This window comes from Cupriavidus sp. 05T42 (assembly GCF_056396345.1).
Genome location: NZ_JBFTLH010000011.1, coordinates 111900 through 135349, shown reverse-complemented (window position 1 = coordinate 135349; position 23450 = coordinate 111900). Strand labels below are relative to the sequence as shown.

The window sequence follows — 23450 nt, the reverse complement described above, 5'->3', positions numbered from 1 at the left end:
GAGACAACCATGCACACATCATTTCGACGGACCTTGCTTTCGGGCCTGATCGTTGGCGCCGCCGTGCTGGGCGCGGGCGCTGCCATGGCCCAGGCCAACCCGCCGGTCCGCCTCGTGGTGGGCTACGCGGCCGGCGGCCCGGCTGACCAGGGCGCGCGGCTGTTCGCCGCCGCGCTCGGCAAGGCCCTCAACGCCACGGTGGTGGTGGACAACAAGCCCGGCGCCAACGCCACGCTGGCCGGCCACGAGGTCGTGCGCGCCAAGACCGACGGCAACACGCTGTGGTTCGCGGCCAGCGCCGGCATCACGGTCGCCCCCAACATCATGAAGCGCATGCCGTTCGATCCGGCCAAGGACCTCACGCCGATCGCCCCGGTGGCCCGCTACTACAACATGCTGGTGATCAACAACAGCGAGCCGTTCACCTCCACCAAGGAACTGGTCAGCTACGCCAAGGCCCATCCGGGCAAGCTCAGCTACGGATCGTCGGGCGTGGGCAGCTCCAACCACGTGGCCGCCGCGCTGTTCGCCCGGCAGGCCAATGTCGAGCTGAACCACATCCCGTACAAGGGCAACGCGCCGGCCATGACGGACACCATCGGCGGCCAGATCGACATGCTGTTCGACATCATCAGCACCGCCAGCGGCTACGTGAACGGCGGCAAGGTCCGCGCCATCGCCGTGGGCTCGCCCAACCGCAGCCCGGCGCTGCCCAACGTGCCCACCTTCCGCGAATCCGGCATTGCCGGCCTGAAGGACTACGAGGCCGGCGGCTGGTACGCCGTCTACGCGCCCAAGGGCCTGACGCCCGAGGTCACCCAGAAGCTGACCGCCGCCGTGAAGCACGCCGTGGCCGACCCGGACCTGCGCAAGCGCTACGCCGAACTGGGCTACGAGCAGTGGAACGGCACCACCGAGGATCTCGTCAACACCGCCGCACGCGAACGCACCCAATGGGCCAGCGTGCTGCAGGGCGTGACACTTGACTGACCGAGACGAAGCAAAGGACGACCAACCATGATCCGCGATAACGACACCCTCGAAGCCCTGCTCGACAGCGTGCGCCGCTTTGTGCGCGAGCGGCTGGTCCCGGCCGAGGCACTCGTGGCCGAGACCGACGAAATCCCCCAGGACATCGTGCAGGACATGCGCGAGATGGGCCTGTTCGGCATGACCATTCCCGAGCGCTTCGGCGGCCTGGAACTGACCATGGAGGAAGAGGCCCGCGTGGTGATGGAGCTGTGCCAGACCGCGCCGGCCTTCCGCTCGCTGCTGGGCACCACGGTCGGCATCGGCTCGCAGGGCATTCTGATGGATGGCACGCCCGAGCAGCAGGCCGCCTGGCTGCCCCGGCTGGCCACGGGCGAGATCCTCGCCTCGTTCGCGCTGACCGAGCCGGACGCCGGCTCGGACGCCGGCTCGCTGCGCACCTCCGCCGTACGGGACGGCGACGACTACGTCGTCAACGGCACCAAGCGCTTCATCACCAACGCGCCGCAGGCCGGCATGTTCACGCTGATGGCGCGCACCGATCCGTCGATCAAGGGCTCGGCCGGCGTCTCGGCCTTTATCGTCGATGCGAAGTCGGCGGGCATCAGCTTCGGCAAGCGCGACGTGAAGATGGGCCAGAAAGGCGCCCACACCTGCGACGTGATCTTCGAGAACGTGCGCGTGCCGGCTGCCAACCTGATCGGGCTCAAGGAAGGCCAGGGCTTCAAGACCGCCATGAAGGTGCTGGACAAGGGCCGCCTGCATATCTCGGCCGTCAGCGTGGGCGTGGCAAAGCGCGTGCTGCGGGATGCGCTCAACTACGCCGTCGAGCGCCAGCAGTTCGGCCAGCCGATCTGCGACTTCCAGCTGATCCAGGCCATGCTGGCAGACAGCCAGGCCGAACTCTACGCCGCCGAGTGCATGGTGATCGACGCCGCACGCCGCCGCGACGAAGGCCGCAACGTCTCCACCGAAGCCTCCTGCTGCAAGCTGTTCGCCACCGAAATGGTCGGCCGCGTGGCGGACCGCGCGGTGCAGATTCTGGGCGGCGCGGGCTATATCGCCGAGTACGGCATCGAGCGCTTCTACCGCGACGTGCGCCTGTTCCGCCTCTACGAAGGCACGACGCAGATCCAGCAGGTCATCATCGCCCGCAACATGATCCGCGACGCGCGCAACGGCTGAGCCCCATGACCACACCCCAAGCCCAGATCCACCCCGACCTACCCCACCCGTCCCCGCAGACCGGCGCCCTCAGCCACCTGCGCGTGCTGGACCTCTCGCGCGTGCTCGCCGGCCCCTGGTGCACCCAGAACCTGGCCGACATGGGCGCCGACGTCATCAAGATCGAGAAGCCGGCCGAAGGCGACGACACCCGCCTCTGGGGCCCGCCCTACCTCGCCGGCGATGACGGCCCGACCGCCCAGGCCAGCTACTTCGCGGCGTGCAACCGCAACAAGCGCTCGGTGACCGTGGATATGTCCACGCCCGACGGGCAGGCCATGATCCGCGAGCTGGCCAAGCAGAGCGACGTGGTGGTCGAGAACTTCAAGACCGGCGGCCTCAAGCGCTACGGGCTCGACTACGAGACGCTCAGCGCGCTGAATCCGCGCCTGATCTACTGCTCGATCACCGGCTTCGGCCAGACCGGCCCGTACGCGGCCCGCCCCGGCTACGACCTGCTGGTGCAGGCCATGAGCGGGCTGATGAGCATCACCGGCCATGCGGACGGCGAGCCCGGCGGCGGCCCGATGAAGGTGGGCGTGGCCGTGATCGACCTGTTCACCGGCATGTACGCCACCACGGCCATCCTCGGCGCGCTGGAAGCCCGCCACCACACCGGGCGCGGCCAGTGCATCGACGTGGCGCTGCTGGACGTCGCCATGGCGGTGCTGGCCAACCAGGGCGCCGGCTTCCTGAACGCCGGCAACGTGCCCACGCGGCAGGGCAATGTGCATCCGAGCGTGGTGCCCTATCAGGACTTCCCGACGGCCGATGGCAACATGCTGCTCGCCATCGGCAACGACGGCCAGTTCGCCCGCTTCTGCGAGGCCGCCGAGGTCGACTGGGCGACGGACGCGCGCTTCGCCACCAACAGCGCCCGCGTGACCCACCGCAAGACGCTGATCCCGATGATGGTCGCCGTCACGCGCGGCAAGCCCACGAACGACTGGATCCGCCTGCTGGAAGCCAAGTCCGTGCCGTGCGGCCCCATCAACAACGTCGAGCAGGCGTTCGCCGATCCGCACGTGCAGCACCGTGGCCTGCAGATCGAGCAGGAACGCTATCGGGCCGACGAACCGCGTGCCGGCGACCCGGTCAGCCGCGTGCGCACCACCGCCAGCCCGCTGCGGCTCTCGGACACGCCCACCACGCTGCGCTACGCGCCGCCGGCGCTGGGCCAGCATACGGAAGAGGTCCTGCGCGACTACCTGCAACTCGCCCCGCAGGACGTGGCCGCGCTGCGGGCCAGGGGCGTGGTGTAGCGGCACGCCGACAAAATCCCCGGTCAGGCGCCCTTGACCTGCGCGATCACCACCAGGATCACCGCCGCATTGCCGGGCTGCTGGGTCTGGGAATAGGCGGCGCGGGCATGGCCGGCGCGTTCGCCCAGCACCTCGGCGAAGAAGTCGGACGCGCCGTCGAGCACCGCCGGCTGGTCGAACGACCCCGGCGCGCTCGTCACATGCCCTTCCAGCCGGACGATGTGATCGAGCCGGTCGAACCCGCCCAGATGGGCGTGGATCTGCGCCAGCACGTTCAGGGCGGCCAGCTCGGCCGCCTGCCGGCCCTGCGCCACGGTCAGGTCCTTGCCGACCTGGCCCTGCCAGACCACCTTGCCGTCCTGCAACGGCAGCTGGCCGGAGATGAACAGCAGGTCGCCGGCACGGCTGACGGCGGTATAGCTGCCCAGCGGCTGCGGGGGCGGCGGCAGCGTCAGGCCGCGCGCGGCGAGTCTGGATTCGACGGTCATGATCAAGCTCCTATATCGATACAGCGGTTCCTTGGAAGCCACTATAGGAGCGCGCCATGTGCCGATAAACCCGCTGGGCAGAACTTGAATTGATACACGGCGGAACAAGTCCGCACGGGCCGGCCCCGCAAAGCGCACATGCCGATTTGCTTCCGTTCGCCACCGAACACAGAAATGTTTCCTTTGGCATTTTTATCATCTATCCCTGATGAGATTCCCGGCCAAAGGAGCCAGCATGCGCAGATCCACGCCGCTTGGCATGCTGGCCGCCTGCCTGTGCGCCGGCCTCGCCGCCTGCTCGCCCTATCTCTACAAGTCCGAAGTCGAGAGCTTCCGCGCCGGGGTCAATGACCTCGCCACGGCCTACCAGTCCGGCACCAAGGGCGTGGCGGCGGAGCGGGCTGTCATCCAGCAGACACAACTGACGCCAACGCGCACGCGCGTGGCGCTGAGCCCCGGCTGCGCGCTGCCTGCCACGGTCTCGGCCGCCCCAGCGGCGGATAACGCGCTGCCCTGTGCCCTGCAGCCGGCCGACCCGGCAATGGCGCCGCGCCAGTCGGCCCCGCGCGAGTCCACCTCCGCCGCGCCGCTGATCCACGCGCTGCGCGACTACGCCGATGCCCTCGCCGCCATCACCAACGCCCAGGACCAGGAGGCGCTGGAGGCCGCGAATTCCAAGCTGACCGGCTCGCTCGCCGGGCTGGCCAACACGGCCAAGGTGGGGCTGCCGAACGAGTTCGGCGCGATTGCCGGGCTGGCGTTCAGCGTGGGCGTGGCCACGCTGAACCAGCGGCGCTTCGACATGCTCAAGCGCGGCGTGACCGCCGCCAACGAGCCGGTTGCCGTGCTGGGCGATGCCATGGGGCAGGCGCTGGACACCCTGCGCAAGGCGCGTGCCGACGGGCTGCTGCTGGCAGGCACGACCCTGGCCGGCCAGATCAACGCCAAGATGAGCCCGGACGACTACACGGCCGCCCTCACGACCTTGCAGGCGAAGACGGATGCCATCGAAACGCTCCGGCGCACCAACGCGCGCGCGGCGGCTGACGACATGGTCAAGGCGCATGCGGCGCTGGCGCAGGCGCTCAACGACGACACCCGGCAGGTGGCCGCCGTGGTCACCGCCCTGAAGACGTTCCGCGAGAAAGCCCGCGCGGTTCAGGAAGCCTTTGCGAGCTGATCGGAGACAGACATGGCCGAATGTGGAGCCTTCGCGTTTGGGGTGGTGCTGGGCTGGTTCGTGTACTTCACCAATCGCTACCGCAAGGGGGATGTGCAGTTCAGCGACCTCATCGCGCTGCTGGGCGTGATTGGCGGCGCAGCCGTGACGGCGCTGTTCGGCGGCGCCAGCGGCACGCTGTTCGGCTACTACGGCGTGGGCCTCGCGGTGGGCTTCTTCGCCTACTTTCTGGTGCTGGTGTTGATGGTGGCGCGCTCGGACCAGTTCGACGCCACCTGGTTCCTCGACGGGCGCCGCAAGGCGCTGCCCGATGGCTGGGTCATCCCGGGCGACGTGCGCGCGACGACCGCCCCCATGGCGCCCCAGCGCCCCGGGCCGAGTGCCGCCGCCCCGATGGCCTTCGGCGCGCCCGAGCCGGTCGGCCCATCCACCGAATCCCCCCGCGCGCGCCTGAACGCCGCCCGCGACCAGACCCTGACCGCGTTGACCGTGGCGCAGCGCGAGCTGCTGCGCCGCATCGGCCTCGCGCCCACGGACGCCGAGCGCAACAGCCTCCAGGCCAGTCTGGTCGACATCACCGATCAGCTCGACACGCTGGCGCAACTGCGGCTGAAAGACATCCTGGAATCGGACGAAGTGCGCGCCAGCCTGAAAACGCTGGAAGGCATCACCAGCGACCTCACGCGCACGGCGGGCGAAATGCGCCAGGCCACGGACGTCCTGACCAAGGCGTCGCAACTGATCGACCGTGCCACCAAGGCGGTGGGGGTTATCACAAACCTTGTGGGTGGGATTTTGTAGTCAAAAATGGAGCATGCACCATGAGCAACGACAAGCGTTTCTGCGCCGGCTTCCCGATGACGAACGGCGTGCCCGGCAAGATTGCCATGTTGACCGGCAAACGGTGGCAGCCGGGTACGGTACTCACCATCAGCTTCCTGTCCGGCTCCCGCGCGCTCCAGGACCGCGTGATGGACGCCGCCAATATCTGGCTGCAATTCGCCAACCTCCAGTTCGATGTGCGGGACAGCGGCCCGACCGACATCCGCATCGACTTCCTGGAGGGCAAGGGCTCGTGGTCGTTCATCGGCACCGACGCCCGGCTGATCCAGGCGCCGCAGCCAACCATGAACTACGGCTGGTTCACCGACGACACCGAGGAAGACGAAATCCTGCGCGTGACGCTGCACGAGTTCGGCCACGCCATCGGGCTGATCCACGAGCACCAGAACCCGCTCAATGCCATCCAGTGGAACCGCGAGCAGGTGATCAAGGATCTGTCCGGCCCCCCGAACAACTGGGACAAGGCCACCATCGAAAACAATATGTTCGCGGCGTTCAATGCCGCTGACGTGGCCGGCACGGCGGTGGACCCGAGCTCGATCATGATGTATCCGATCCCCCCCGCCTGGACGCTGAACGGCGTGACGGCCGGCATGAACTCGGCGTTGTCCGAGTCGGACAAGGACTTCATCCGCCAGGCCTATCCGCAGTAGGGCCTGCCCGCCGCGCCATGAATGCCGACGACCAAGCCATCCTGATCGGGATCAATCATTACCCGCAGCTCGGCGAGCCGGGCGCGGACGCGAATCTCCACGGGCCCGCGAACGATGTCGATGCGGTGAAGGCGTGGCTGATGGACCCCAACGGCGGCGCCTTCGCCAGCGAGGACCAGATCCAGGTGATCAAGTCCCGCCTGACCGAGGCGGGCGACACCGCGCTGCCGACCACCGACGAGATCGAAACCGCCTTTGGCCGGCTCAACGCCATCGCCCGGGAGAACCAGGCCAAACGGCGCGGGCTGCGGGTGGGCCGCCGGCTGTATATCTTCGTCTCCGGCCACGGCTTCTCGCCGGGCCGCGAACGCGGCTGCCTGTTCGCGGCCAACGCCAGCGCCACGCTCGGCACCTTCAACGTACACGCCACGGGCTGGCTGAGCTGGCTGCAGGACGCCGGCTACTTCCGGGAGTTCGTGCTGTGGATGGATTGCTGCATGAACCGGGTCTCCTTCCTGCAGCCGCGCGACCCGCAGCTCTCCCCGGTGCAGGCCACGGACCCGCCGGCGGCCACGTTCGTCGCCTTCGCCGCGCAGCGCCCGCTCAAGGCCATCGAGATCGGCATTCCCGAAGATGGCGACAAGATCCACGGCGCCTTTACCTGGGCGCTGCTGCAAGGGCTGCGCGGCGCGGCATCCGACGCCAACGGACGCGTCACCGGGCGCAGCCTGGCGGACTGGCTGCGCAACGCCCTCTGCGCCCGCATGACGCCGGCGCATCTGCGCGATGGCGACGTGGCCAAGGAGCCGGAGATCGTGCAGGAGGATGCCGGCCTGATCTTCGCGCGCGGCGTGGCGCCGCCGCGCTACACGGTCACGCTCACCCTGCCGCCCGAGGCCGCCGGCAAGCCGCTGCGGCTGTGGTCTGGCACGCCGCCCCGCGCGGAGGCGATGACCGCGCAGCCCGCCATGACCTTGCCCCTGTCGCCGGGCCTGTACGTGGTGGAGGTGGCCGAAGCCGGCCTGCGGCAGGGATTCGACGTGACCAACGATGTGTCGATTGCCATCACGGCATCCGGCCCGCCCGTCACGCAGGCCGCCGACGGCACGATGTTCCCGCTCGACATCGACCCGGCCGACCCCGCCGCCGAGATCTTCGTCATCGACAGCCGCTTCTCGCTGGTCGACAACGGCATGTCGAAGCTCTCCACGCCGCTGCCGTTCGGGCTGTTCAAGATCAAGACGCGGATCGGGCGCAGCCTGGCGCAGCACGTGATCCTGCTCGACAGTGACCGCCCGCCGCTGGCCGTCGCGCAGATCGCCAAACCCGCCTCGTCGGTGCTGCCGCCGGTGGGCCTGCCGGAGGACGGCGCCCAGGAGCGCGACCGGCAGGTGGCGCTGGCCACCGCACTGCGCCTGCAGAGCGAGGGCGACGGCAAACAGGCCACGCTGATGGTCATGGCGCGCGCGGCGAGCAGCGCCGAGGTGCCCCAGCAGAACATCGCGCCCTGGCGGGACGTGCAGGTGGTGGATGCCGACGACAACCTCGTCATCAGCATGGAGCGCGGCAGCGCGCGCAACACCGATGCGGACTCCCACGCCTGCGCCGTGCAGGCGGTGACGCCCGGCGCCTACTACCTGCGGCAGAAGGTGGACAACGGCCCGGTCATCGAACAAAGCCTGATCGCCTGCGAATCGTGGGGGCTGGAAGCCTACGTCCTGCGCCGCACGCAGCCCGGCGAGCATGCGCCCAGCGCGCGGCCCCGGGTGTCGCTGATGATGCGGCGGCCAGACCAGCAGCCCGATGCCACGCTGGAGAAGATCATCGAGACCGCCCGGCTGGCGCTGGCCGATGAGCGGCGCATCCTGAGCCCCGAGCTGGAGGACATCCTGCTGCGCAACTGCACCAACCCGATTGCCGGGATGATCGGCGGCCATCTGCTGCTGGTGGAGCGGGAGCGCGACCCGGGCCGTGACATGTCCGGGCTCGATGTGGTGGTGACGCGCCTGCGCAAGCTGGTGGGCGATCACCATCCCGATGTCGCCGCGCTCGGCCAGCAATGCGCGACGGCGAGCCTGCGGCGCTTCGGCCCGCTGACCGGCCCGCCGATGTTCCAGCGGAGCTGGAAGCTGCTGGTGAAGGCGGCGCAGCGGCGCGAGGACTGGATTCCCGAGGCGATGTGGCGGCGCGTGGTGGCGCAGACCGCCCTGCCACCGCTGATGGTCTGGGCTGCCGACGACAGCGTGCGCCAGACCGCCACCGATAGCCTGCGCACCGTGCCGGCCCGGGCACTCCGCGCGAGCGTGCCGCCTGCGGGCCTGCGGGTGCTGACGGCCTGAAGGGAAAGAGGAAGGGAAACAGGAAGGGAGAGAGGAAGGAAGAGAATGACGGCGAGGATCAAAACCACGGGCAGACCCTGCCCCCCCGCCTCGGGGAGGTCTGAAGCTGGCCTCCGGCGCCATGATCGCGCATCGCTCGACTGCACTGACACGGAGACCGGAATGCTACGCAATACCTTCCCGACGCGGTGGCTGGCCGCCGCCATCCTGCTGGGTGCCCTACCCGCCACGGCACCCTCCCCCGCCCATGCCGAGGCTTACCCCGAGCGGCCGGTCAAGATCGTCTCGGTGACCAGCGCCGGCACCGGCATCGACGACTACACCCGCCTGCTCGCCAAATACCTGCACAAGAAGGCCGGGCGCAGCTTTATCGTCGAGAACAAGCCCGGCGCCAACACCATCATCGCGGCGGACTACGTCGCCAAGTCCGCACCGGACGGCTACACGCTGCTGTTCGCGTCGGCCTCCACCATGGCGGCCAACCCCTACCTGTTCAAGTCGATGCCGTACAGCCCGCGCGACTTCGTGCCCGTGGCGCGCCTCTCCACCGTGCCCGTGGCGCTGGTGGTATCGGCAAACTCGCCCTACCGCACCGTGGCCGACCTGACCGCCGCCGCGCGCGCCAAGCCGGGCACGCTCAACTACGGCACCAGCAGCGCCGGTTATCGCGTGATGCTGGCCGCCTTCAACGATGCCGCCGGCATCCGCACCCAGGACGTGCCCTACAAGGGCATGGCCAACCTGCTGCCCGACCTGCTCGGCGGCACGCTGGACTTCACCGTGCTGGAGATCTCCGCCGCCGTGCCGATGATCGAATCACGCAAGATGCGCGCGCTGGCCGTGATGAGCGACCGCCGCGTGCCGATCATGGGCGATGTGCCGACCATGGCCGAAGCGGGCCTGCCGGCCATCACCGTGGTGAGCTGGACCGGCCTGTTCGCGCCCAAGGGCACGCCGCCCGAGGTGCTGGACAAGCTGCAGGCCTGGACGCTCGAATTCGTCAATTCGCCGGAAGCCGCCGCCCACCACGCCCAGCGCGGCACCAATGCCTACCCGGCGCCAGGCGCGCAGCTGGCCCGCGCCATCGTCGAGGATCAAGGCAACTGGCAGCGCATGATCAAGCTGGCGGGGATTCAGCCCGAGTAGGCGGCGCCGCGTTCGGCGAATCGGGCGTACTCGTCCGGCGGCACGAACAGGCCGCCGGTCGTCCACACCAGATGGGTGGCCTGCGGCATCACCGTGTCCAGGCCGTGCCGGGCGAGGTAGGCGCGGCCGGCTGCGCTGTCCGTCAGCATGCGCGGCCCGCTGAAGCCGGCGGCGGCGGATGGCTCGATCCGCAGCCCTTCCGTCTCGCGCACCCGGTGCAGGTCCAGGAACAGCCGTTCGTCCGGCACCGTGCACACCCCGGCCAGCAGCGGGCCCATGGCCTCCGCGGCCAGCTCGGAGGCGCGCGGCACGGCCAGCCCATCGGCCTCGGTGCGATTGGTCAGGCCCACGTCATAGACCGAGGCGCCGGGTGCAAGCATCTCCACGAGGAAACACGGCGACTGGGTCGGCTCGACAAAGCACGCATGCACGTGCGGGCCATACAACTGCCAGAGCCCGAAGGCGATGCCAGCCGGCGCGCCACCCACGCCGCACGGCAGGTAGACGAACAGCGGATGGTCCGCGTCCACGCGCAGGCCGGCCGCTTCGAGCTGATCGTGCAGATGCAGCGCCGCAGCGCTGTAGCCGAGCAGCAGCGAGAGCGAGCGCTCGTCATCGACGAAGTAGCAGTGCGGATCGCCCTCCGCCTCGCGCCGGCCAGCGGCCACCGCCGCCGCGTAGTCGCCCGTGTGCTCGACCACCTCCACGCCCCGCGCGCGCAGGCGCGCTTTTTTCCATGCCTTGGCGTCGGCGGACATATGCACCGCCGCCCGGAAACCCAGCGCCGAGGCCATCACGCCGATGCTCAGGCCCAGGTTGCCGGTGGACCCCACCGCCACCTGATAGCGGCCGAACAGCGCGCGCGCCGGGGCGTCGGCCAGCACGCCGTAGTCGCCATCGACATCGACCAGCCCGTGGCGCAGCGCCAGCGACTCGGCGAACTCGAGCACCTCATGAATGCCGCCGCGCGCCTTGATCGACCCGGCGATGGGCAGGCTGTGGTCGGCCTTGATCCACAGCGAGCCGTGGCGGGTGGGCAGGCCGAGCGCCTGTTGCATGTCCGGCGCGCCCAGCAGATCGGATTCGATCCGCCCCGCGCTGGCCTCCAGCTCCGGGAACAGCCGCACCAGCAGCGGCGCGAAGCGGGCGAACCGCGCCTGTGCTGCACGCATATCAGCTAGACTAATGCGCCGCCCATCCACCACGGTCTGGACGTCGGCCTCCGCGCTGCGGTGCGGATTCGTCCACATCAGCGGTCGGGCGGCTTGCAGGTCGGCCAGCAATGCAGCCGAAATCGAGGACAGATGGAGCGTCATGGCAGGCGGACGAGAAGGAGACCACTCATTGTTGACGCCCCCGCCCCGCCCGACAAACGATTTGTACTGATCCATCCATTAGTTTTGCTGATGACAAACACCCTCAACGCCTCCGTCCTGAGCTGGCTGCGCTGCTTCGAGGCGGCGGCGCGCCATGGCAGCTTCACGCTGGCCGCCCGGGAGCTGTGCGTGACGCAGGGCGCGGTCAGCCAGCAGGTGAACAAGCTGGAACAGTGGCTCGAACGGCCACTGTTCGTGCGCACGCCGCGTGCGCTGGTGCTGACGCCCGAGGGCGAGCGGCTGCGCGGTGTGGCGCGCGAGTCGTTCCAGGCGCTGGATAGCACGCTGGCGCAACTGCGCAAACCCGGGCATCGCCCGCCGGTGGCGCTGTCCTGCTCGCCCTCGTTCGCCATGGTCTGGCTCACGCCGCGCCTGGGCGACTTCTTCCGCCAGCACCCGGAGATCGGCCTGCGCGTGCATGGCGAGTTCCACGCGCTGGATCGTTCGCGGATGCTGCGCGAGGGCATCGACGCCGCCGTGCGCTTCGACCCCGGCCACTACCCCGACCTCCGCGCCACGCCCTTCCTCGACGAATGGCTGCTGCCGGTGGCCAGCCCGGCCTATCTGGCGGCCAACCCGGCACTCCGTTCGCCGGACGGCCTGCGCGCCTCGATGCTGCTGCACGACGCCAGCCCGTGGGAAGGCGCCGGCGAGAGCCACGAATGGCAGGTCTGGCTGCGGCACGCGGGCGTGACGCTGCCCGACATGGCGGGCGGCCAGCACTTCAACCTGTCCCAACTAGCCATCGGCGCGGCACTGGCCGGCCAGGGCGTGGCCATGGGCCGCACGGCGCTGGTCCTCGACGAACTGGCCTCGGGCCGGCTGGTGGACCTGTGGGGCCTGCATGTGCGCAGCGAGGCCGCCTACCACCTGGTGCGCGCCCCGACACCCTCGCCGCAGGTGGCGGAGGTCGAAGCCTGGCTGCTGGCCGAAGGTGCCACCTTCGACACGGCACGACGGCGCCTGCTGGCGCTGAACGGTTCAGCCCCCAAATAACCGTAACTTGGAAACTGGCATTTAATCGGTTACATTGGATCGGCACAGGAGAACGCCATGCCCGCCTCGAACATCCCTCCCCCCAAACCTGCCAATCCCGCGGCCAACCCGGAAACCGGCCCCCGCCTGCTGGCCGATCACGTTGCGCTGGACCTGCTCAATACCATCGAACGGGCCGACACCACGCCGCGCGACCACTGGCAGACCGATGCCGATGTGCTTGCCTGGCTGAAGCAGGTGGTGCTCTGGCCCGGCGACGATCGCGCCGCGCCGCCCAAGGGGCTGGCGACGGCGGCACGCGCGCTGCGCGAGGCCGTCCGGCTGATCGTGGCCTGCAAGGCTGACGGCAAGGCCGGCGGCAAGCCGGATCTGGCGCCGCTGAATGACGCGCTGGCGGCCGGCGGCAGCCATCTGGCCGTGCATCCGCTGCCCGACGGCGGCGTCCGCATCGCCCGCATCCACGCCGCCGGTAACGCCGCGCAATGCCTGGTGCCGCTGGCGGAAGCCGCCGCCGACCTGCTCGCCCACGGCGACTTCGGGCGGGTCCGCCAATGCGAGAGCGACGAATGCACGCTCTGGTTCTATGACCGCACCAAGTCGCACCGGCGCCGCTGGTGCAGCATGGCGGTCTGCGGCAATCGCCACAAGGTCGCCGCCTTTCGCAAGCGCGAGGCGGCTGCCGATGAAGACGCTGCATGACGCCATGCCATTGGGCATTCGTTGGTAACCGTTAAAATTAAGTTTGACAGGTTACCAGATTGGCATACACTTCGGAACCAAGCCGATGACGGCCCTCGTTCCCGCTTCCGCTTTCGCTTCCGGAGAATTGCCATGACTGCCACCCCTCAGGTCCACATCCGCTACACCGACACCGACGGCGTGCGCGTCTTCTACCGTGAAGCCGGCGACCCGCAGGCGCCCGTGATGCTGCTGCTGCACGGCTTTCCGACCTCGTCCCACCAGTTCCGCCACCTGATTCCGCAACTGGCGAGCCATTTCCGGGTGATCGCCCCAGACCTGCCCGGCTTCGGCTTTACCGAGGTGCCGGCCGCGCGCCAGTACCGCTACACCTTCGACAACCTCGCCACCACGCTCGGCGCCTTTGTCGATGCCCTCGGGCTGGAGCGCTATGCGATGTACGTGTTCGACTACGGCGCGCCCACCGGCTTCCGGCTGGCCGTGGCCCACCCCGAGCGCGTGACGGGCATCGTCTCGCAGAACGGCAACGCCTATCTCGATGGGCTGGGCGATGCGTGGGCGCCGGTCCGCCAGTACTGGGCCGAGCCCAGCGCGGCCAACCGGCAGGTGCTGCACGACGCCATGCTCCATCTGGAAGGCACGAAGTGGCAGTACGTGCACGGCGTGGCCGACCCGGACAGCGTGGCGCCCGAGTCGTACACGCTGGACGCGGCGCTGCTGGAACGGCCCGGCAACAAGGACATCCAGCTCGACCTGTTCCTCGACTACGCCAACAACCTGAAGCGCTACCCCGATTTCCAGGCGTTCTTCCGCCAGGCGCAGGTGCCTACACTGGTAATCTGGGGCCGCAACGATCCGTTCTTCATCCCGCCCGGCGCCGAGGCGTTCCGCCGCGACAACCCGACCGCCGTGGTGGAGTTGCTGGACACCGGCCACTTCGCGCTGGAGACGCATGGCCAGCACATCGGCCAACGGATTCTCGACGTGCTGGCTCGCTAATTCGCCGCTAACCCCCTCCCTCTTTGCCCTATGAAGCGCCAATTCGACGACCTCCAGCTCGGCAGCATCGAACTGTTCTGCCTGGCCGCGGAACTGAGCAGTTTTACCGCGGCGGCGGTGGCGGCGGGGGTCACGCCGGCGGCGGTGAGCCGCAGTGTGTCCCGGCTGGAGGAGCGCCTTGGCGTGCGGCTGTTCGTGCGGACCACGCGGCAGATCCGGCTCACGGACGAGGGGCGGGTCTATTTCGAGCAGAGCCGGCCGGCGCTGGCGCAGCTGGTGGACGCCGAGCGCCAGATCAGCGGCCAGCACGGCACGCCCGCCGGGCGGCTGCGCATCAGCCTGCCCACGCCCTACGCCCACTATCGCGTGCTGCCGGTGCTGCCGGCCTTCCGCGAGCGCTATCCCGAGGTGGACGTCGAGATCCATATCAGCAACCGCAATGTGGACTTTGCCGATGACACCTTCGACCTCTCCGTGCGCGGCCGGGCGCCCGACGACTCCACGCTGATCGCCCGCAAGCTGGAAGACGCCGAGATGGTGGTGGTGGCCACGCCCGCCTACCTGCGCAAGCACGGCACGCCGGCCACGCCGGACGACCTGCCGGCGCACGAATGCATCCAGTTCGATGTCCCGAGCAGCGGCCGGCGCCTGCCATGGATCTTCCAGCAGGAGGGCGAGACCCTGGAGATGGTGACCGCCGGCGCCTATGGCACGGCCGAGGACGCACTGGGCGGCGCCACGCTGGCCCGCGCCGGCGCCGGCCTGTTCCAGACCTACCGCTTCGTGGTGGAGCAGGACCTGCGCGACGGCACGCTGGTGGAGGTGCTGCAGGCCTACGGTGGCTGCACGCGGCCCTTCATGCTGCTCTACCCCCACGCGCGCCACGTCTCGCGCCGGGTGCGGGCTTTCGTCGATTTCCTCGTGGACAAGTTCGCGGCTTGATCCAGGGTAAACCCCTAGCAACGCTCGCCGCGTCGGCGACATGTCTGTCTCGCGTCTCTCCTAGACTGAAGGTCTTTGTCACTCCATCTAGAAAAGGAAGACCATGGCCGCGATCGAAGTGAAGGTGCCGCAGCTCTCCGAATCCGTTTCCGAAGCCACGCTGATCCAATGGAAAAAGCAGGCCGGCGAGGCCGTGACCCGCGACGAGATCCTGGTGGAACTGGAGACGGACAAGGTCACGCTGGAGGTGCCTGCGCCCGCCAGCGGCGTGCTGGCCAGCATCGTCCACCCGGACGGCGCGACCGTGCACGCCGACGAGGTGATTGCGACCATCGATACGGAAGGCAAGCCGGGGGTGACTTCGGCCCCGGCTACCGCCGCAGCGCCGCCCAAGGCCGCACCCGCTCCCGCTGCGGCCTCCGCCCCGGCCGTGCAGGGCGGCGGCGCCGGTGCTGCCGCTTCCGCCACCGCTGACTTCGACGTGATCGTGATCGGCTCCGGCCCCGGCGGCTACATCGCCGCCATCCGCGCCGCGCAGCTCGGCAAGACCGTGGCCTGCATCGAGGAATGGAAGGACCCGGCCGGCAAGCCCCGGCTGGGCGGCACCTGCCTGAACGTGGGCTGCATTCCGTCGAAGGCGCTGCTGGCCTCGTCCGAGCACTTCGAGCAGGCCCAGCACGGGCTGGCCGAGCACGGCGTGCAGGTCAAGGGCGTGACGCTGGACCTCGGCACGATGATCGCGCGCAAGGCCGCCATTGTCGACAAGTTCACGGGCGGCGTGGAGTTCCTGTTCCGCAAGAACAAGGTCACCTGGATCAAGGGCCACGGAAAGTTGCAGAGCCGCGCGGACAACGGCGTGGTCACCGTGGAAGCCAGTGAAGATGGGGGCGGGGGCGGGGGCGGGGGCGGGGGCGAGGGGGCGGCCAAGGCCAAGACCTACACCGCGCGCAACGTGATCATCGCCACCGGCTCCCGGGCGCGCCACTTGCCTAACGTGCCGGTGGACAACGTCATCGTCTCCGACAACGAGGGCGCGCTGTCCTTCGATTCCGTGCCCAAGAAGCTCGCCGTGATCGGCGCGGGCGTGATCGGGCTGGAACTGGGCTCGGTCTGGCGCCGGCTGGGTTCGGAAGTGACCATTCTTGAGGCGCTGCCGACCTTCCTCGGCACCGTGGACGAAGCCATCGCCCGGGAGGCCGCCAAGCAGTTCAAGAAGCAGGGGCTCGCCATCCACCTCGGCGTGCAGATCGGCGAGATCAAGCGCAGCGGCAAGGGCGTGAGCATCGCCTACACCGACCAGGACGGCAAAGCGCAGACACTGGACGCGGACCGGCTGATCGTCTCCATCGGCCGGGTGCCGAACACGGACAACCTCGGGCTGGAGGCCGTGGGGCTGGCCGCCGACGCGCGCGGCTTCGTCCCCGTGGACGATCACTGCCGCACGTCGGTGGCCGGCATCTACGCGATTGGCGACGTGGTGCGCGGCCCGATGCTGGCCCACAAGGCCGAGGACGAGGGCGTGATGGTGGCCGAGGTGATCGACGGCCAGAAGCCGCATATCGACTACAACTGCATTCCGTGGGTGATCTACACCGAGCCGGAGATTGCCTGGGTGGGCAAGTCGGAGGCGCAGCTCAAGGCCGAGGGCCGCGAGATCCGCACCGGCCAGTTCCCGATGTCGGCCAACGGGCGCGCGCTGGGCATGGGCCGGCCGGACGGCTTTATCAAGATGATTGCCGACGCGAAGACGGACGAGCTGCTGGGGGTGCATATCATCGCCGCCAATGCGTCCGACCTGATCGCGGAGGGCGTGGTGGCGATGGAGTTCAAGGCGGCGTCCGAGGACATCGGCATGATCAGCCATCCGCATCCGTCGCTGTCCGAGGTGATGCGCGAGGCCGCGCTGGCGGTGCAGAAGCGTGCGCTGAACATGTAGCGGCCCGGTGATAAGCTGCGGGGCATGGACGCCAAGACCGCTCCGCCGCCCCCAGCCACCCACCTCGACGACCTGCTGCTGTTCCTCCACGTAGTGGAGGCCGGCGGCTTCAGCGCGGCCGAGCGCCAGACCGGCATCGCCAAATCCCGCCTCTCGCGCCGCGTGGCCGAGCTGGAGCGCGCGCTGGGCGTGCGGCTGCTGCACCGATCCACGCAGGCGTTCGGGCTGACGCCCGTGGGCGAGGCCGTGGCCGGCCATGCGCGCCAGGCGGCGGCCCATGTGGCCGAGATTGGCGCGCTGACGCGCCAGTCGCTGACCGAGCCGTCCGGCGTGATCCACCTCCATACCTCCGTGCTGATTGCCGAGACCACGCTCGCGCCGATTCTGGCCGCGTTCGCGCGGGCGCATCCGCAGGTGCGCGTGCAGCTCACGCTGTCCAACCGCTTCGTGGACCTGACCGAGGAGCGGCTCGACCTCGTGATCCGCGCGGCGGTGGTGCCGCTGGCCTCGGAGGACGTGGTGGCGACGCCGGTCGCCACGTCGCGCTCGCTGGTGGTCGGCCATCCTGACCTGTTCCGCGACGCCGGCCTGCCCGCCTCGCTCGACGCCCTGGCCGGCTACCCCTGCCTGGCGCAAGGCACGCTGGCGCAGCCGCGCCCGTGGCAGTTCGTCGACGATGCCGGCGAGCCGTTCGACTGGCCGATCACGCCTGCGATTGCCGTGGACAACCTGATGGCAATGCGCGAACTGGCGATGCGCGGCGCCGGGCTGGCGCAGTTGCCGATGACGATGTGCCGGGACGCCATCGAAGCCGGCACGCTGGTGCCGGTGCTCGGCGCGGTACGCTCGCGCGATGCCACGATCTACGCGATGTACCCGAGCCGGCGCGGCATGACCTCCGCCGTGCGCGCCCTGCTGGCCCTACTCCGGGAGCAGTGGCCCGACGAGGGCTGACTCCCTCGCCCACCCGTTCCAGAATCGGAACGCGACGTTCCAGTCTTCCGGCTTCCCGCACCGGGGGCGCCCCGCTACCTTGTCCGTCATCGACAACCTGGTAACGGAGCAACAATCATGTCCCTGCAAGACAAGGTAGCGGTGGTCACGGGCGCCTCGCGCGGCATCGGCAAGGCCACGGCGCTGGCGCTGGCGGCGCGCGGCGCCCACGTGGCGGTGGTCTACAAGGCGCAACGCGCGGCGGCGGAGGCCGTGGTGGCCGCGATCCGGGCCGCCGGTGGGCAGGCGGACGCCTTCCAGGCCGATGTGGCCGATCCGGCCTCGGTGCGCGCGCTGGCGCAGGCGGTGGGGCAACAGCACGGGCGCATCGACGTGCTGGTCAACAACGCCGGCGTGTTCGGCGCCCGCCCGCTGGCGGAACTCGACGCGGCATTCTTTGCCGAACAGTTCGACAACAACGCGCTCAGCGTGATGCTGACGACGCAAGCCTTCGCCCCGCTGTTTGGGGATCATGGCGGCAGCATCGTCAACGTGTCGAGCAACCTCGCGCACGCGCCCACCGCGCCGACCAGTGTCTACTCGGCCAGCAAGGCCGCCGTGGACGCCCTCACCCGCGCCTTCGCCATGGAGCTTGGCGCGCGCCGCATCCGCGTCAATGCCGTCGCCCCGTTTATCACGCGCACGGACATGACCGCGGGCATTCCCGACGACGAACGGCGGCACCTCGCCGCCGAAACCCCGCTGGGCCGACTGGCCGAGCCGGAGGACGTTGCCCGTGTGATCGTGGCGCTGGCGTCTCCGGACATGGCCTGGGTCACCGGGCGGTCGATCCTTACCGATGGCGGCTTCACCGACTGACGCCGCCATCCCCCTCAGGAGTTTCCTCCCCCATGTTGTTGCCGATTCTGCTGCTGGCTGCGGCCGGCTTTACCGTGCTGACCACGGAATTCCTGATCGTGGGCCTGCTGCCCGGGCTTGCGCGCGACCTCCACGTCAGCGTGGCGCAGGCCGGGCTGCTGGTCTCGCTGTTCGCCTTCACGGTGGCCGTCACCGGCCCGCTGCTGACCGCGCGCGTGGCGGCGCACATCGGCCCACACACCGGCCCACACACCGGCCCGCACGCGCGGCGGCGCGTGTTCGTGGTCATCCTCGTGCTGACCGCGCTCTCGAACGCGCTGGCGGCGATTGCGCCGAACCTCGGCGTGCTGGCCATCGCGCGGCTGGTGCCGGCGCTCGGCGTGGCCGTGTTCTGGTCGCTCGCCTGCGAGACCGCCGTGGCGGCGCTCGGCGCGGCCCGGGCCGGGCGGGCGTTGTCGATCATGGCCTATGGCATGGTCGGTGCCACCGTGTTCGGCATTCCGCTCGGCACGCTGATCGGCGATGCCTTCGGCTGGCGCACCGCCTTCGGCGTGCTGGCCGCGCTGGCGCTGGTCAAGGCGCTGCTGCTGACGCGCCTGCCGCCCACCGCCGCCGCCACCCCGCCGCTGCCGTTCGCGGCGCAGCTACGGCTGGCGCGGCAGCCGGCCATCCTCGGGCACGTGGCGCTGTCGGTGCTGTCGTTCACGGGGATGTTCATCGCCTACACCTATCTGGCCGATTTCCTGGAGCGGCTGGGCGGGCTGTCCGGGCCGGCGGTGGGCTGGACGCTGATGGCGTTCGGCGCGATGGGGCTGGTCGGCAACCATTTCGGCGGCCGGCTGGTGGACCGCAGCGCCCTGCGCGCGACGCTGGTGTTCAGCGGCTGGCTGGCACTCAGCCTGGCGCTGGTGGCGTGGGCCGCGCCGTGGTCGCCCGCCCTGTTCGCGGTGCTGGCGGTCTGGGGCATCGCGCAATCGGCGCTGTTTATCGTCAATAACGTCCGGCTGATGCAGGCGGCACCCTCGGCACAGGCGCTGGGCTCCGCGCTCAATATCTCGGGCGCGAACGCGGGCATCGGCATCGGGGCCATCCTGGGCGGGCGCGTGATCGACGGGCCCGGCATCGCATGGATCGGCGTGGCGGCGGCAGTCGTGGTGGCGGGGTCGGCGGTGCTGGCGTGGCGGTTGCTGGGGCGACCGACCGCGCCTGCCGTCAATCGGCGGTCGAGGCGTGACGCTTGCGATAGTCCGCAGGCGTCACCCCCACCACGCGCATGAACGCGCGGCGCAGCGTATCGACACTCGAAAAGCCGCACTCACCCGCTACCTGCTTGGGCGCGAGGTGGCCGGCCTCCAGCAGTTGCCGCGCGGCAGTCACGCGTGCTGCTTCTACCCAGCTGGCCGGCGTGACGCCGACTTCCTCGCGGAACAGCCGCGTCAGGTGGCGCGGACTCACGCCGACGCGCGCGGCGAGGCTGGGCACATCGTGGGAATCCGCCGGATGCGCGGCCACCCAGCGCTGGAGTTCCTGCAAGGCCGAGCGGTTGGCCAGCGCGGGCGCCGCACTGCGGCGGAACTGCGCCTGCCCGCCGGGCCGCTTGAAGAACATCACCAACTGGCTGGCCACGCGCATGGCGAGTTCGCGCCCGAGATCCTCTTCGACCAGCGCCAGCGCAAGGTCCAGCCCCGCCGTCACGCCGGCCGCCGTGCGCAGCTTGCCGTCGCGCACGTGGATGGCGTCGGCATCCACGGTCACGCCCGGGAAACGCGCCGCCAGCCGGTCCGCGCCCGCCCAGTGCGTGGTTACGCGCCGCCCCTCCAGCAGGCCGGCATCGGCCAGCAGAAAGGCGCCGCTGCACACCGAGCCGTAGCGGCGTGCGCGCGGCGCCACGGCGCGAATCCAGTCCAGCACGATCGGTTCGGTCGGGGTCTCGCCCGCATGTGGCGCACCCGCCACCAGCACGGTATGGGGACGGGGCAGCGCCGCCCCGAGCGGGTCTTCCTCGACCAGCAGATCCGCCAGCAGCCGGACGCCTGACGAGGCCCGGATCGGCCCGCGCCGCACGCCAACCACCTGGAGTGCATAGACCTGCCGGCCGGCCTGGGCATTGGCTTCCGCGAAGACGTCGAGGGGCCCGGAGACATCCAGCAACTGCACGCCTTCGATGGCCAGCAGCACGATGGTGCGGGGGGTGGTCATGGTGAAAAATCCCTGAGCATTGCTGTCGCGTCGCGATCCGTCCGGTTTGGCCCAAAACGTCGCACTACGACGATTGAAGACATGGTACTCCCGCTCCTACACTCGTTTCAACCCCAAACGAAAGGAGCCAGCCATGCAATTCACCCTGGGCGACATCGCCATCCCTGACAGCCAATTGGCCCGCGACATCACGCAACTGGTCCGCGACACCGAATCCACGCTGCTGTTCAACCACTCGAGCCGCGTGTACTACTTCGCGGCGCTGGCCGGCAAGCAGCGTGGCCTGCCATACGACCCCGAACTGCTCTACGCGGGCACGATGTTCCACGACATGGGCCTGACGCCGGCGCACAGCAGCCCGGACAAGCGCTTCGAGGTGGATGGTGCCAACGCGGCGGCGGACTTCCTGCGCAGCCGTGGCATCGCGCAGGCGGACATCGACAAAGTCTGGACAGGTATCGCGCTGCACACCACGCCCGGCATTCCCGAGTTCATGGACCCGGTGGTGGCGCTGGTGACGGCTGGCGTGGAGATGGACGTGCTGGGCATCCGCTACGAGACGTTTGCCGATGAAGACCGCGAGCGCGTGGTGCAGGCGTATCCGCGCACCCCGCACTTCAAGGAAGACATTATTCAAGCGTTTTACGATGGCATTCGCCACAAGCCGGACACCACGTTCGGCAACGTGAAGGCGGATGTGCTGGCCGACAAGGACCCGCACTTCCATCGCGGCAATTTCTGCAGCGTGATCCGCTGCTCGCACTGGCACGGCTGAGGCCCGCGCCCCCCCGCTCTCTATATCTATATAGAGAGATAGCGGCTCACCACGGCGCGGAGGGTCTGGAAGCTGACCGGCTTGGACAGCACCGTATCGATGCCGGCCCGGAGGCAGGCCAGGCGCGCCTCCGGGCCGGCCGTGGCCGTGATGGCGACGATGGGCAGCCGCCCGGCGCGCTTGCCGCCCTCCGCCGCCCGGATCCGGCGGGCCAGCGCCAGTCCGTCCAGCCCCGGCAGGCCCAGGTCCGTCAGCAGCAAGGCGGGCCGTGGGTCCTGCTGCACGGCGGCCCACGCTTCCTCGCCGGAGCGGCAGGGCTGGGCCACGCAGCCGCCGATGCCGGCGAGCTGGTCCTCCAGCACCAGCAGGCTGACCGGATGGTCCTCGGCCACGACGATGCGGGGAACGGGTAGCTGGGAAGACTGGGAGGGGGCAGGCACGGCGGCGGCAGGCAGGTGGCAGAACATGCTGTCATCCTGCCTGCGGAAGTCGCCGCAGAGGTGCGGAAATTTCTGCAAATGGCTGCGGAAATTTCCGAAGATGGTGTCCGATTTGTTACGACACCGCGTTGCGGAGCGGCGTCTGCGTGATCCAGCGGCCCAGGTTGTCGAGGAAGATCTCGACCACGCGCGCCGCGTTGCCATCGGAAAAGCCGGCGCTGTGCGGCGTGGCGATGACGTTGGGCAGCGTCCAGAGCGGCGAATCCGCAGGCAGCGGCTCGTGGGCGAAGACATCGAGATAGGCACCCGCCAGCCGGCCGCCCTGCAGCGCGGCGATCAACGCCGGCTCGTCCACCACCTCGCCACGCGACACGTTGACCAGCCGCGCGCCCTTCGGCAGGCTGTCCAGCGCGGCGGCGCTCAGCAGCCCGCGCGTTTCATCCGTCAGCGGGCAGGCCAGCACCAGCCAGTCCGTGCGCGGCAGCACCGCCGGCACATCGGCGAAGGTCACGGTCTCGAAGCCCTCCCCCGCCGGCGTGGCGCGCTGGCGCACCACCACCACCGACATCCCGAACAGGCGCAGCACCGCGCCGATCTGCTGGCCGATCGGCCCCCAGCCGACGATGGTCGCCGTCTGGCCGTGCAGGTCGCGCGGCATGTCGGCGCCCATCAGCGGGGCCCAGCGGCGTTCACGCTGGGTGGCCAGCATCTGCGGCAGGTGCCGCGCCAGCGCCAGCAGCCCGGCCAGCGCCGTCTGCGCCACCACGCTGGCATTGGCACCCGACGAAGTCGTCACCGTCACCCCCTGCTGGCGCAGTTCGCCGAACACCGGGCGGTCGGCGCCGGCCGAGTGCGTGTGGGTCCAGCGCAGCGAGGGCGCCTCCAGCATCGCGGTGTAGAAGCGCCGCGTGGCCGGTTGCACCTCGTGCTTGGTCGAGCGCCCCGTCACATCGCGCGAGACGAAGGCGATGTCGGCGTCGATGGGCCGGGCGTCGTCCACGGCCGGCGGGGCCACGGGAACCCAGTCCCGGCCTGCCATGGCGGCGGCGATGGTGGCGGTGATCGCGTCGCCATGGGCGCGCAGCGCCGCTTCGGAGAGCAGGATGCGCACGGGCGCAGCGGAGGCGGAGGAGGCAGCGGATGCAGTCATG

General features: G+C 69.7%; 22 protein-coding genes. 17 read left to right on the top strand and 5 right to left on the bottom strand.

Translation table 11 applies throughout. The annotated features are described in order from the left end of the window. The first annotated feature begins 9 nt into the window (after positions 1 to 9). From AC1EJR_RS16785 to AC1EJR_RS16775, 3 genes are read left to right on the top strand one after another with little or no spacing between them, the layout of a single operon-like run. Positions 10 to 990, top strand: a complete 981-nt coding sequence (locus AC1EJR_RS16785) for a Bug family tripartite tricarboxylate transporter substrate binding protein (protein ID WP_477113417.1) — start codon at positions 10 to 12, stop codon at positions 988 to 990. A 27-nt stretch (positions 991 to 1017) separates the two neighbouring features. Further along, positions 1018 to 2175: an acyl-CoA dehydrogenase family protein gene (locus AC1EJR_RS16780; RefSeq protein WP_092297308.1), complete on the top strand. Its 1158-nt coding sequence runs from the start codon at positions 1018 to 1020 to the stop codon at positions 2173 to 2175. 5 nt (positions 2176 to 2180) lie between these two features. Further along, positions 2181 to 3476 (top strand): CaiB/BaiF CoA transferase family protein, encoded by a 1296-nt coding sequence (locus AC1EJR_RS16775; RefSeq protein WP_477113416.1) that lies wholly within the window; start codon positions 2181 to 2183, stop codon positions 3474 to 3476. Between the two features lie 23 nt (positions 3477 to 3499). Here the strand turns inward: AC1EJR_RS16775 and AC1EJR_RS16770 are convergent, their stop codons facing one another. Continuing rightward, positions 3500 to 3964 carry a RidA family protein gene (locus tag AC1EJR_RS16770; protein ID WP_092297302.1) on the bottom strand — a complete coding sequence of 155 codons (465 nt, stop codon included), beginning with the start codon at positions 3962 to 3964 and terminating at the stop codon, positions 3500 to 3502. Between the two features lie 235 nt (positions 3965 to 4199). Here AC1EJR_RS16770 and AC1EJR_RS16765 point away from each other — a divergent pair, with 235 nt between their 5' ends. The 5 genes from AC1EJR_RS16765 (at position 4200) to AC1EJR_RS16745 (ending at position 10125) form a co-directional block, all read left to right on the top strand. Further along, entirely contained in the window at positions 4200 to 5144 is a 945-nt protein-coding gene (locus tag AC1EJR_RS16765) for a hypothetical protein (RefSeq protein WP_092297299.1), read from the top strand. 12 nt (positions 5145 to 5156) lie between these two features. Next, positions 5157 to 5945, top strand: coding sequence for a hypothetical protein (locus AC1EJR_RS16760; protein ID WP_454757704.1), 789 nt, complete (start codon positions 5157 to 5159; stop codon positions 5943 to 5945). A 20-nt stretch (positions 5946 to 5965) separates the two neighbouring features. Then, positions 5966 to 6640, top strand: coding sequence for a matrixin family metalloprotease (locus AC1EJR_RS16755; RefSeq protein ID WP_218158043.1), 675 nt, complete (start codon positions 5966 to 5968; stop codon positions 6638 to 6640). Between the two features lie 17 nt (positions 6641 to 6657). After that, entirely contained in the window at positions 6658 to 8979 is a 2322-nt protein-coding gene (locus tag AC1EJR_RS16750) for a caspase family protein (protein ID WP_441644250.1), read from the top strand. Positions 8980 to 9141: 162 nt separating this feature from the next. Next, a complete protein-coding gene (locus AC1EJR_RS16745) occupies positions 9142 to 10125 on the top strand; it encodes a Bug family tripartite tricarboxylate transporter substrate binding protein (RefSeq protein ID WP_441644251.1) in 984 nt (327 codons plus the stop codon). Here the strand turns inward: AC1EJR_RS16745 and AC1EJR_RS16740 are convergent. Then, the gene (locus AC1EJR_RS16740; protein WP_092297290.1) at positions 10113 to 11441 is read right to left on the bottom strand and encodes a D-serine ammonia-lyase; all 1329 of its coding nucleotides are present in this window, start codon (positions 11439 to 11441) and stop codon (positions 10113 to 10115) included. The genes AC1EJR_RS16745 and AC1EJR_RS16740 overlap by 13 nt on opposite strands. Before the next feature lie 90 nt (positions 11442 to 11531). On the opposite strand from AC1EJR_RS16740, the gene AC1EJR_RS16735 reads away from it, so the two are divergent. The 8 genes from AC1EJR_RS16735 (at position 11532) to AC1EJR_RS16700 (ending at position 20162) form a co-directional block, all read left to right on the top strand. Beyond that, positions 11532 to 12497 carry a LysR substrate-binding domain-containing protein gene (locus tag AC1EJR_RS16735; protein ID WP_454757702.1) on the top strand — a complete coding sequence of 322 codons (966 nt, stop codon included), beginning with the start codon at positions 11532 to 11534 and terminating at the stop codon, positions 12495 to 12497. A gap of 57 nt (positions 12498 to 12554) precedes the next feature. Continuing rightward, complete coding sequence (locus AC1EJR_RS16730; protein ID WP_477113415.1) at positions 12555 to 13196, top strand: CGNR zinc finger domain-containing protein; 642 nt, start codon at positions 12555 to 12557, stop codon at positions 13194 to 13196. Positions 13197 to 13328: 132 nt separating this feature from the next. Continuing rightward, positions 13329 to 14195, top strand: a complete 867-nt coding sequence (locus AC1EJR_RS16725) for an alpha/beta fold hydrolase (protein ID WP_477113414.1) — start codon at positions 13329 to 13331, stop codon at positions 14193 to 14195. A 30-nt stretch (positions 14196 to 14225) separates the two neighbouring features. Further along, on the top strand, positions 14226 to 15137 hold the full coding sequence (locus AC1EJR_RS16720) for a substrate binding domain-containing protein (protein WP_441592911.1): 912 nt from the start codon (positions 14226 to 14228) through the stop codon (positions 15135 to 15137). A 103-nt stretch (positions 15138 to 15240) separates the two neighbouring features. Next, on the top strand, positions 15241 to 17073 hold the full coding sequence (gene lpdA / locus AC1EJR_RS16715) for a dihydrolipoyl dehydrogenase (protein ID WP_477113413.1): 1833 nt from the start codon (positions 15241 to 15243) through the stop codon (positions 17071 to 17073). A 24-nt stretch (positions 17074 to 17097) separates the two neighbouring features. Next, entirely contained in the window at positions 17098 to 18027 is a 930-nt protein-coding gene (locus tag AC1EJR_RS16710) for a LysR family transcriptional regulator (RefSeq protein ID WP_477105663.1), read from the top strand. Positions 18028 to 18144: 117 nt separating this feature from the next. Further along, on the top strand, positions 18145 to 18885 hold the full coding sequence (locus AC1EJR_RS16705) for an SDR family NAD(P)-dependent oxidoreductase (protein WP_441592908.1): 741 nt from the start codon (positions 18145 to 18147) through the stop codon (positions 18883 to 18885). A 32-nt stretch (positions 18886 to 18917) separates the two neighbouring features. Further along, positions 18918 to 20162, top strand: coding sequence for an MFS transporter (locus AC1EJR_RS16700; RefSeq protein WP_477113412.1), 1245 nt, complete (start codon positions 18918 to 18920; stop codon positions 20160 to 20162). Here the strand turns inward: AC1EJR_RS16700 and AC1EJR_RS16695 are convergent. Beyond that, positions 20098 to 21084 carry a GlxA family transcriptional regulator gene (locus AC1EJR_RS16695; RefSeq protein ID WP_092297267.1) on the bottom strand — a complete coding sequence of 329 codons (987 nt, stop codon included), beginning with the start codon at positions 21082 to 21084 and terminating at the stop codon, positions 20098 to 20100. The two genes, AC1EJR_RS16700 and AC1EJR_RS16695, sit on opposite strands and share 65 nt — an antisense overlap. 133 nt (positions 21085 to 21217) lie before the next feature. Here AC1EJR_RS16695 and AC1EJR_RS16690 point away from each other — a divergent pair, with 133 nt between their 5' ends. Beyond that, positions 21218 to 21859, top strand: coding sequence for an HD domain-containing protein (locus AC1EJR_RS16690; RefSeq protein WP_092297263.1), 642 nt, complete (start codon positions 21218 to 21220; stop codon positions 21857 to 21859). 26 nt (positions 21860 to 21885) lie between these two features. Here the strand turns inward: AC1EJR_RS16690 and AC1EJR_RS16685 are convergent, their stop codons facing one another. Then, entirely contained in the window at positions 21886 to 22326 is a 441-nt protein-coding gene (locus AC1EJR_RS16685; protein ID WP_092297447.1) for a response regulator, read from the bottom strand. 88 nt (positions 22327 to 22414) lie between these two features. After that, positions 22415 to 23449: a D-2-hydroxyacid dehydrogenase gene (locus AC1EJR_RS16680; RefSeq protein ID WP_092297260.1), complete on the bottom strand. Its 1035-nt coding sequence runs from the start codon at positions 23447 to 23449 to the stop codon at positions 22415 to 22417. Position 23450: the final 1 nt, after the last annotated feature.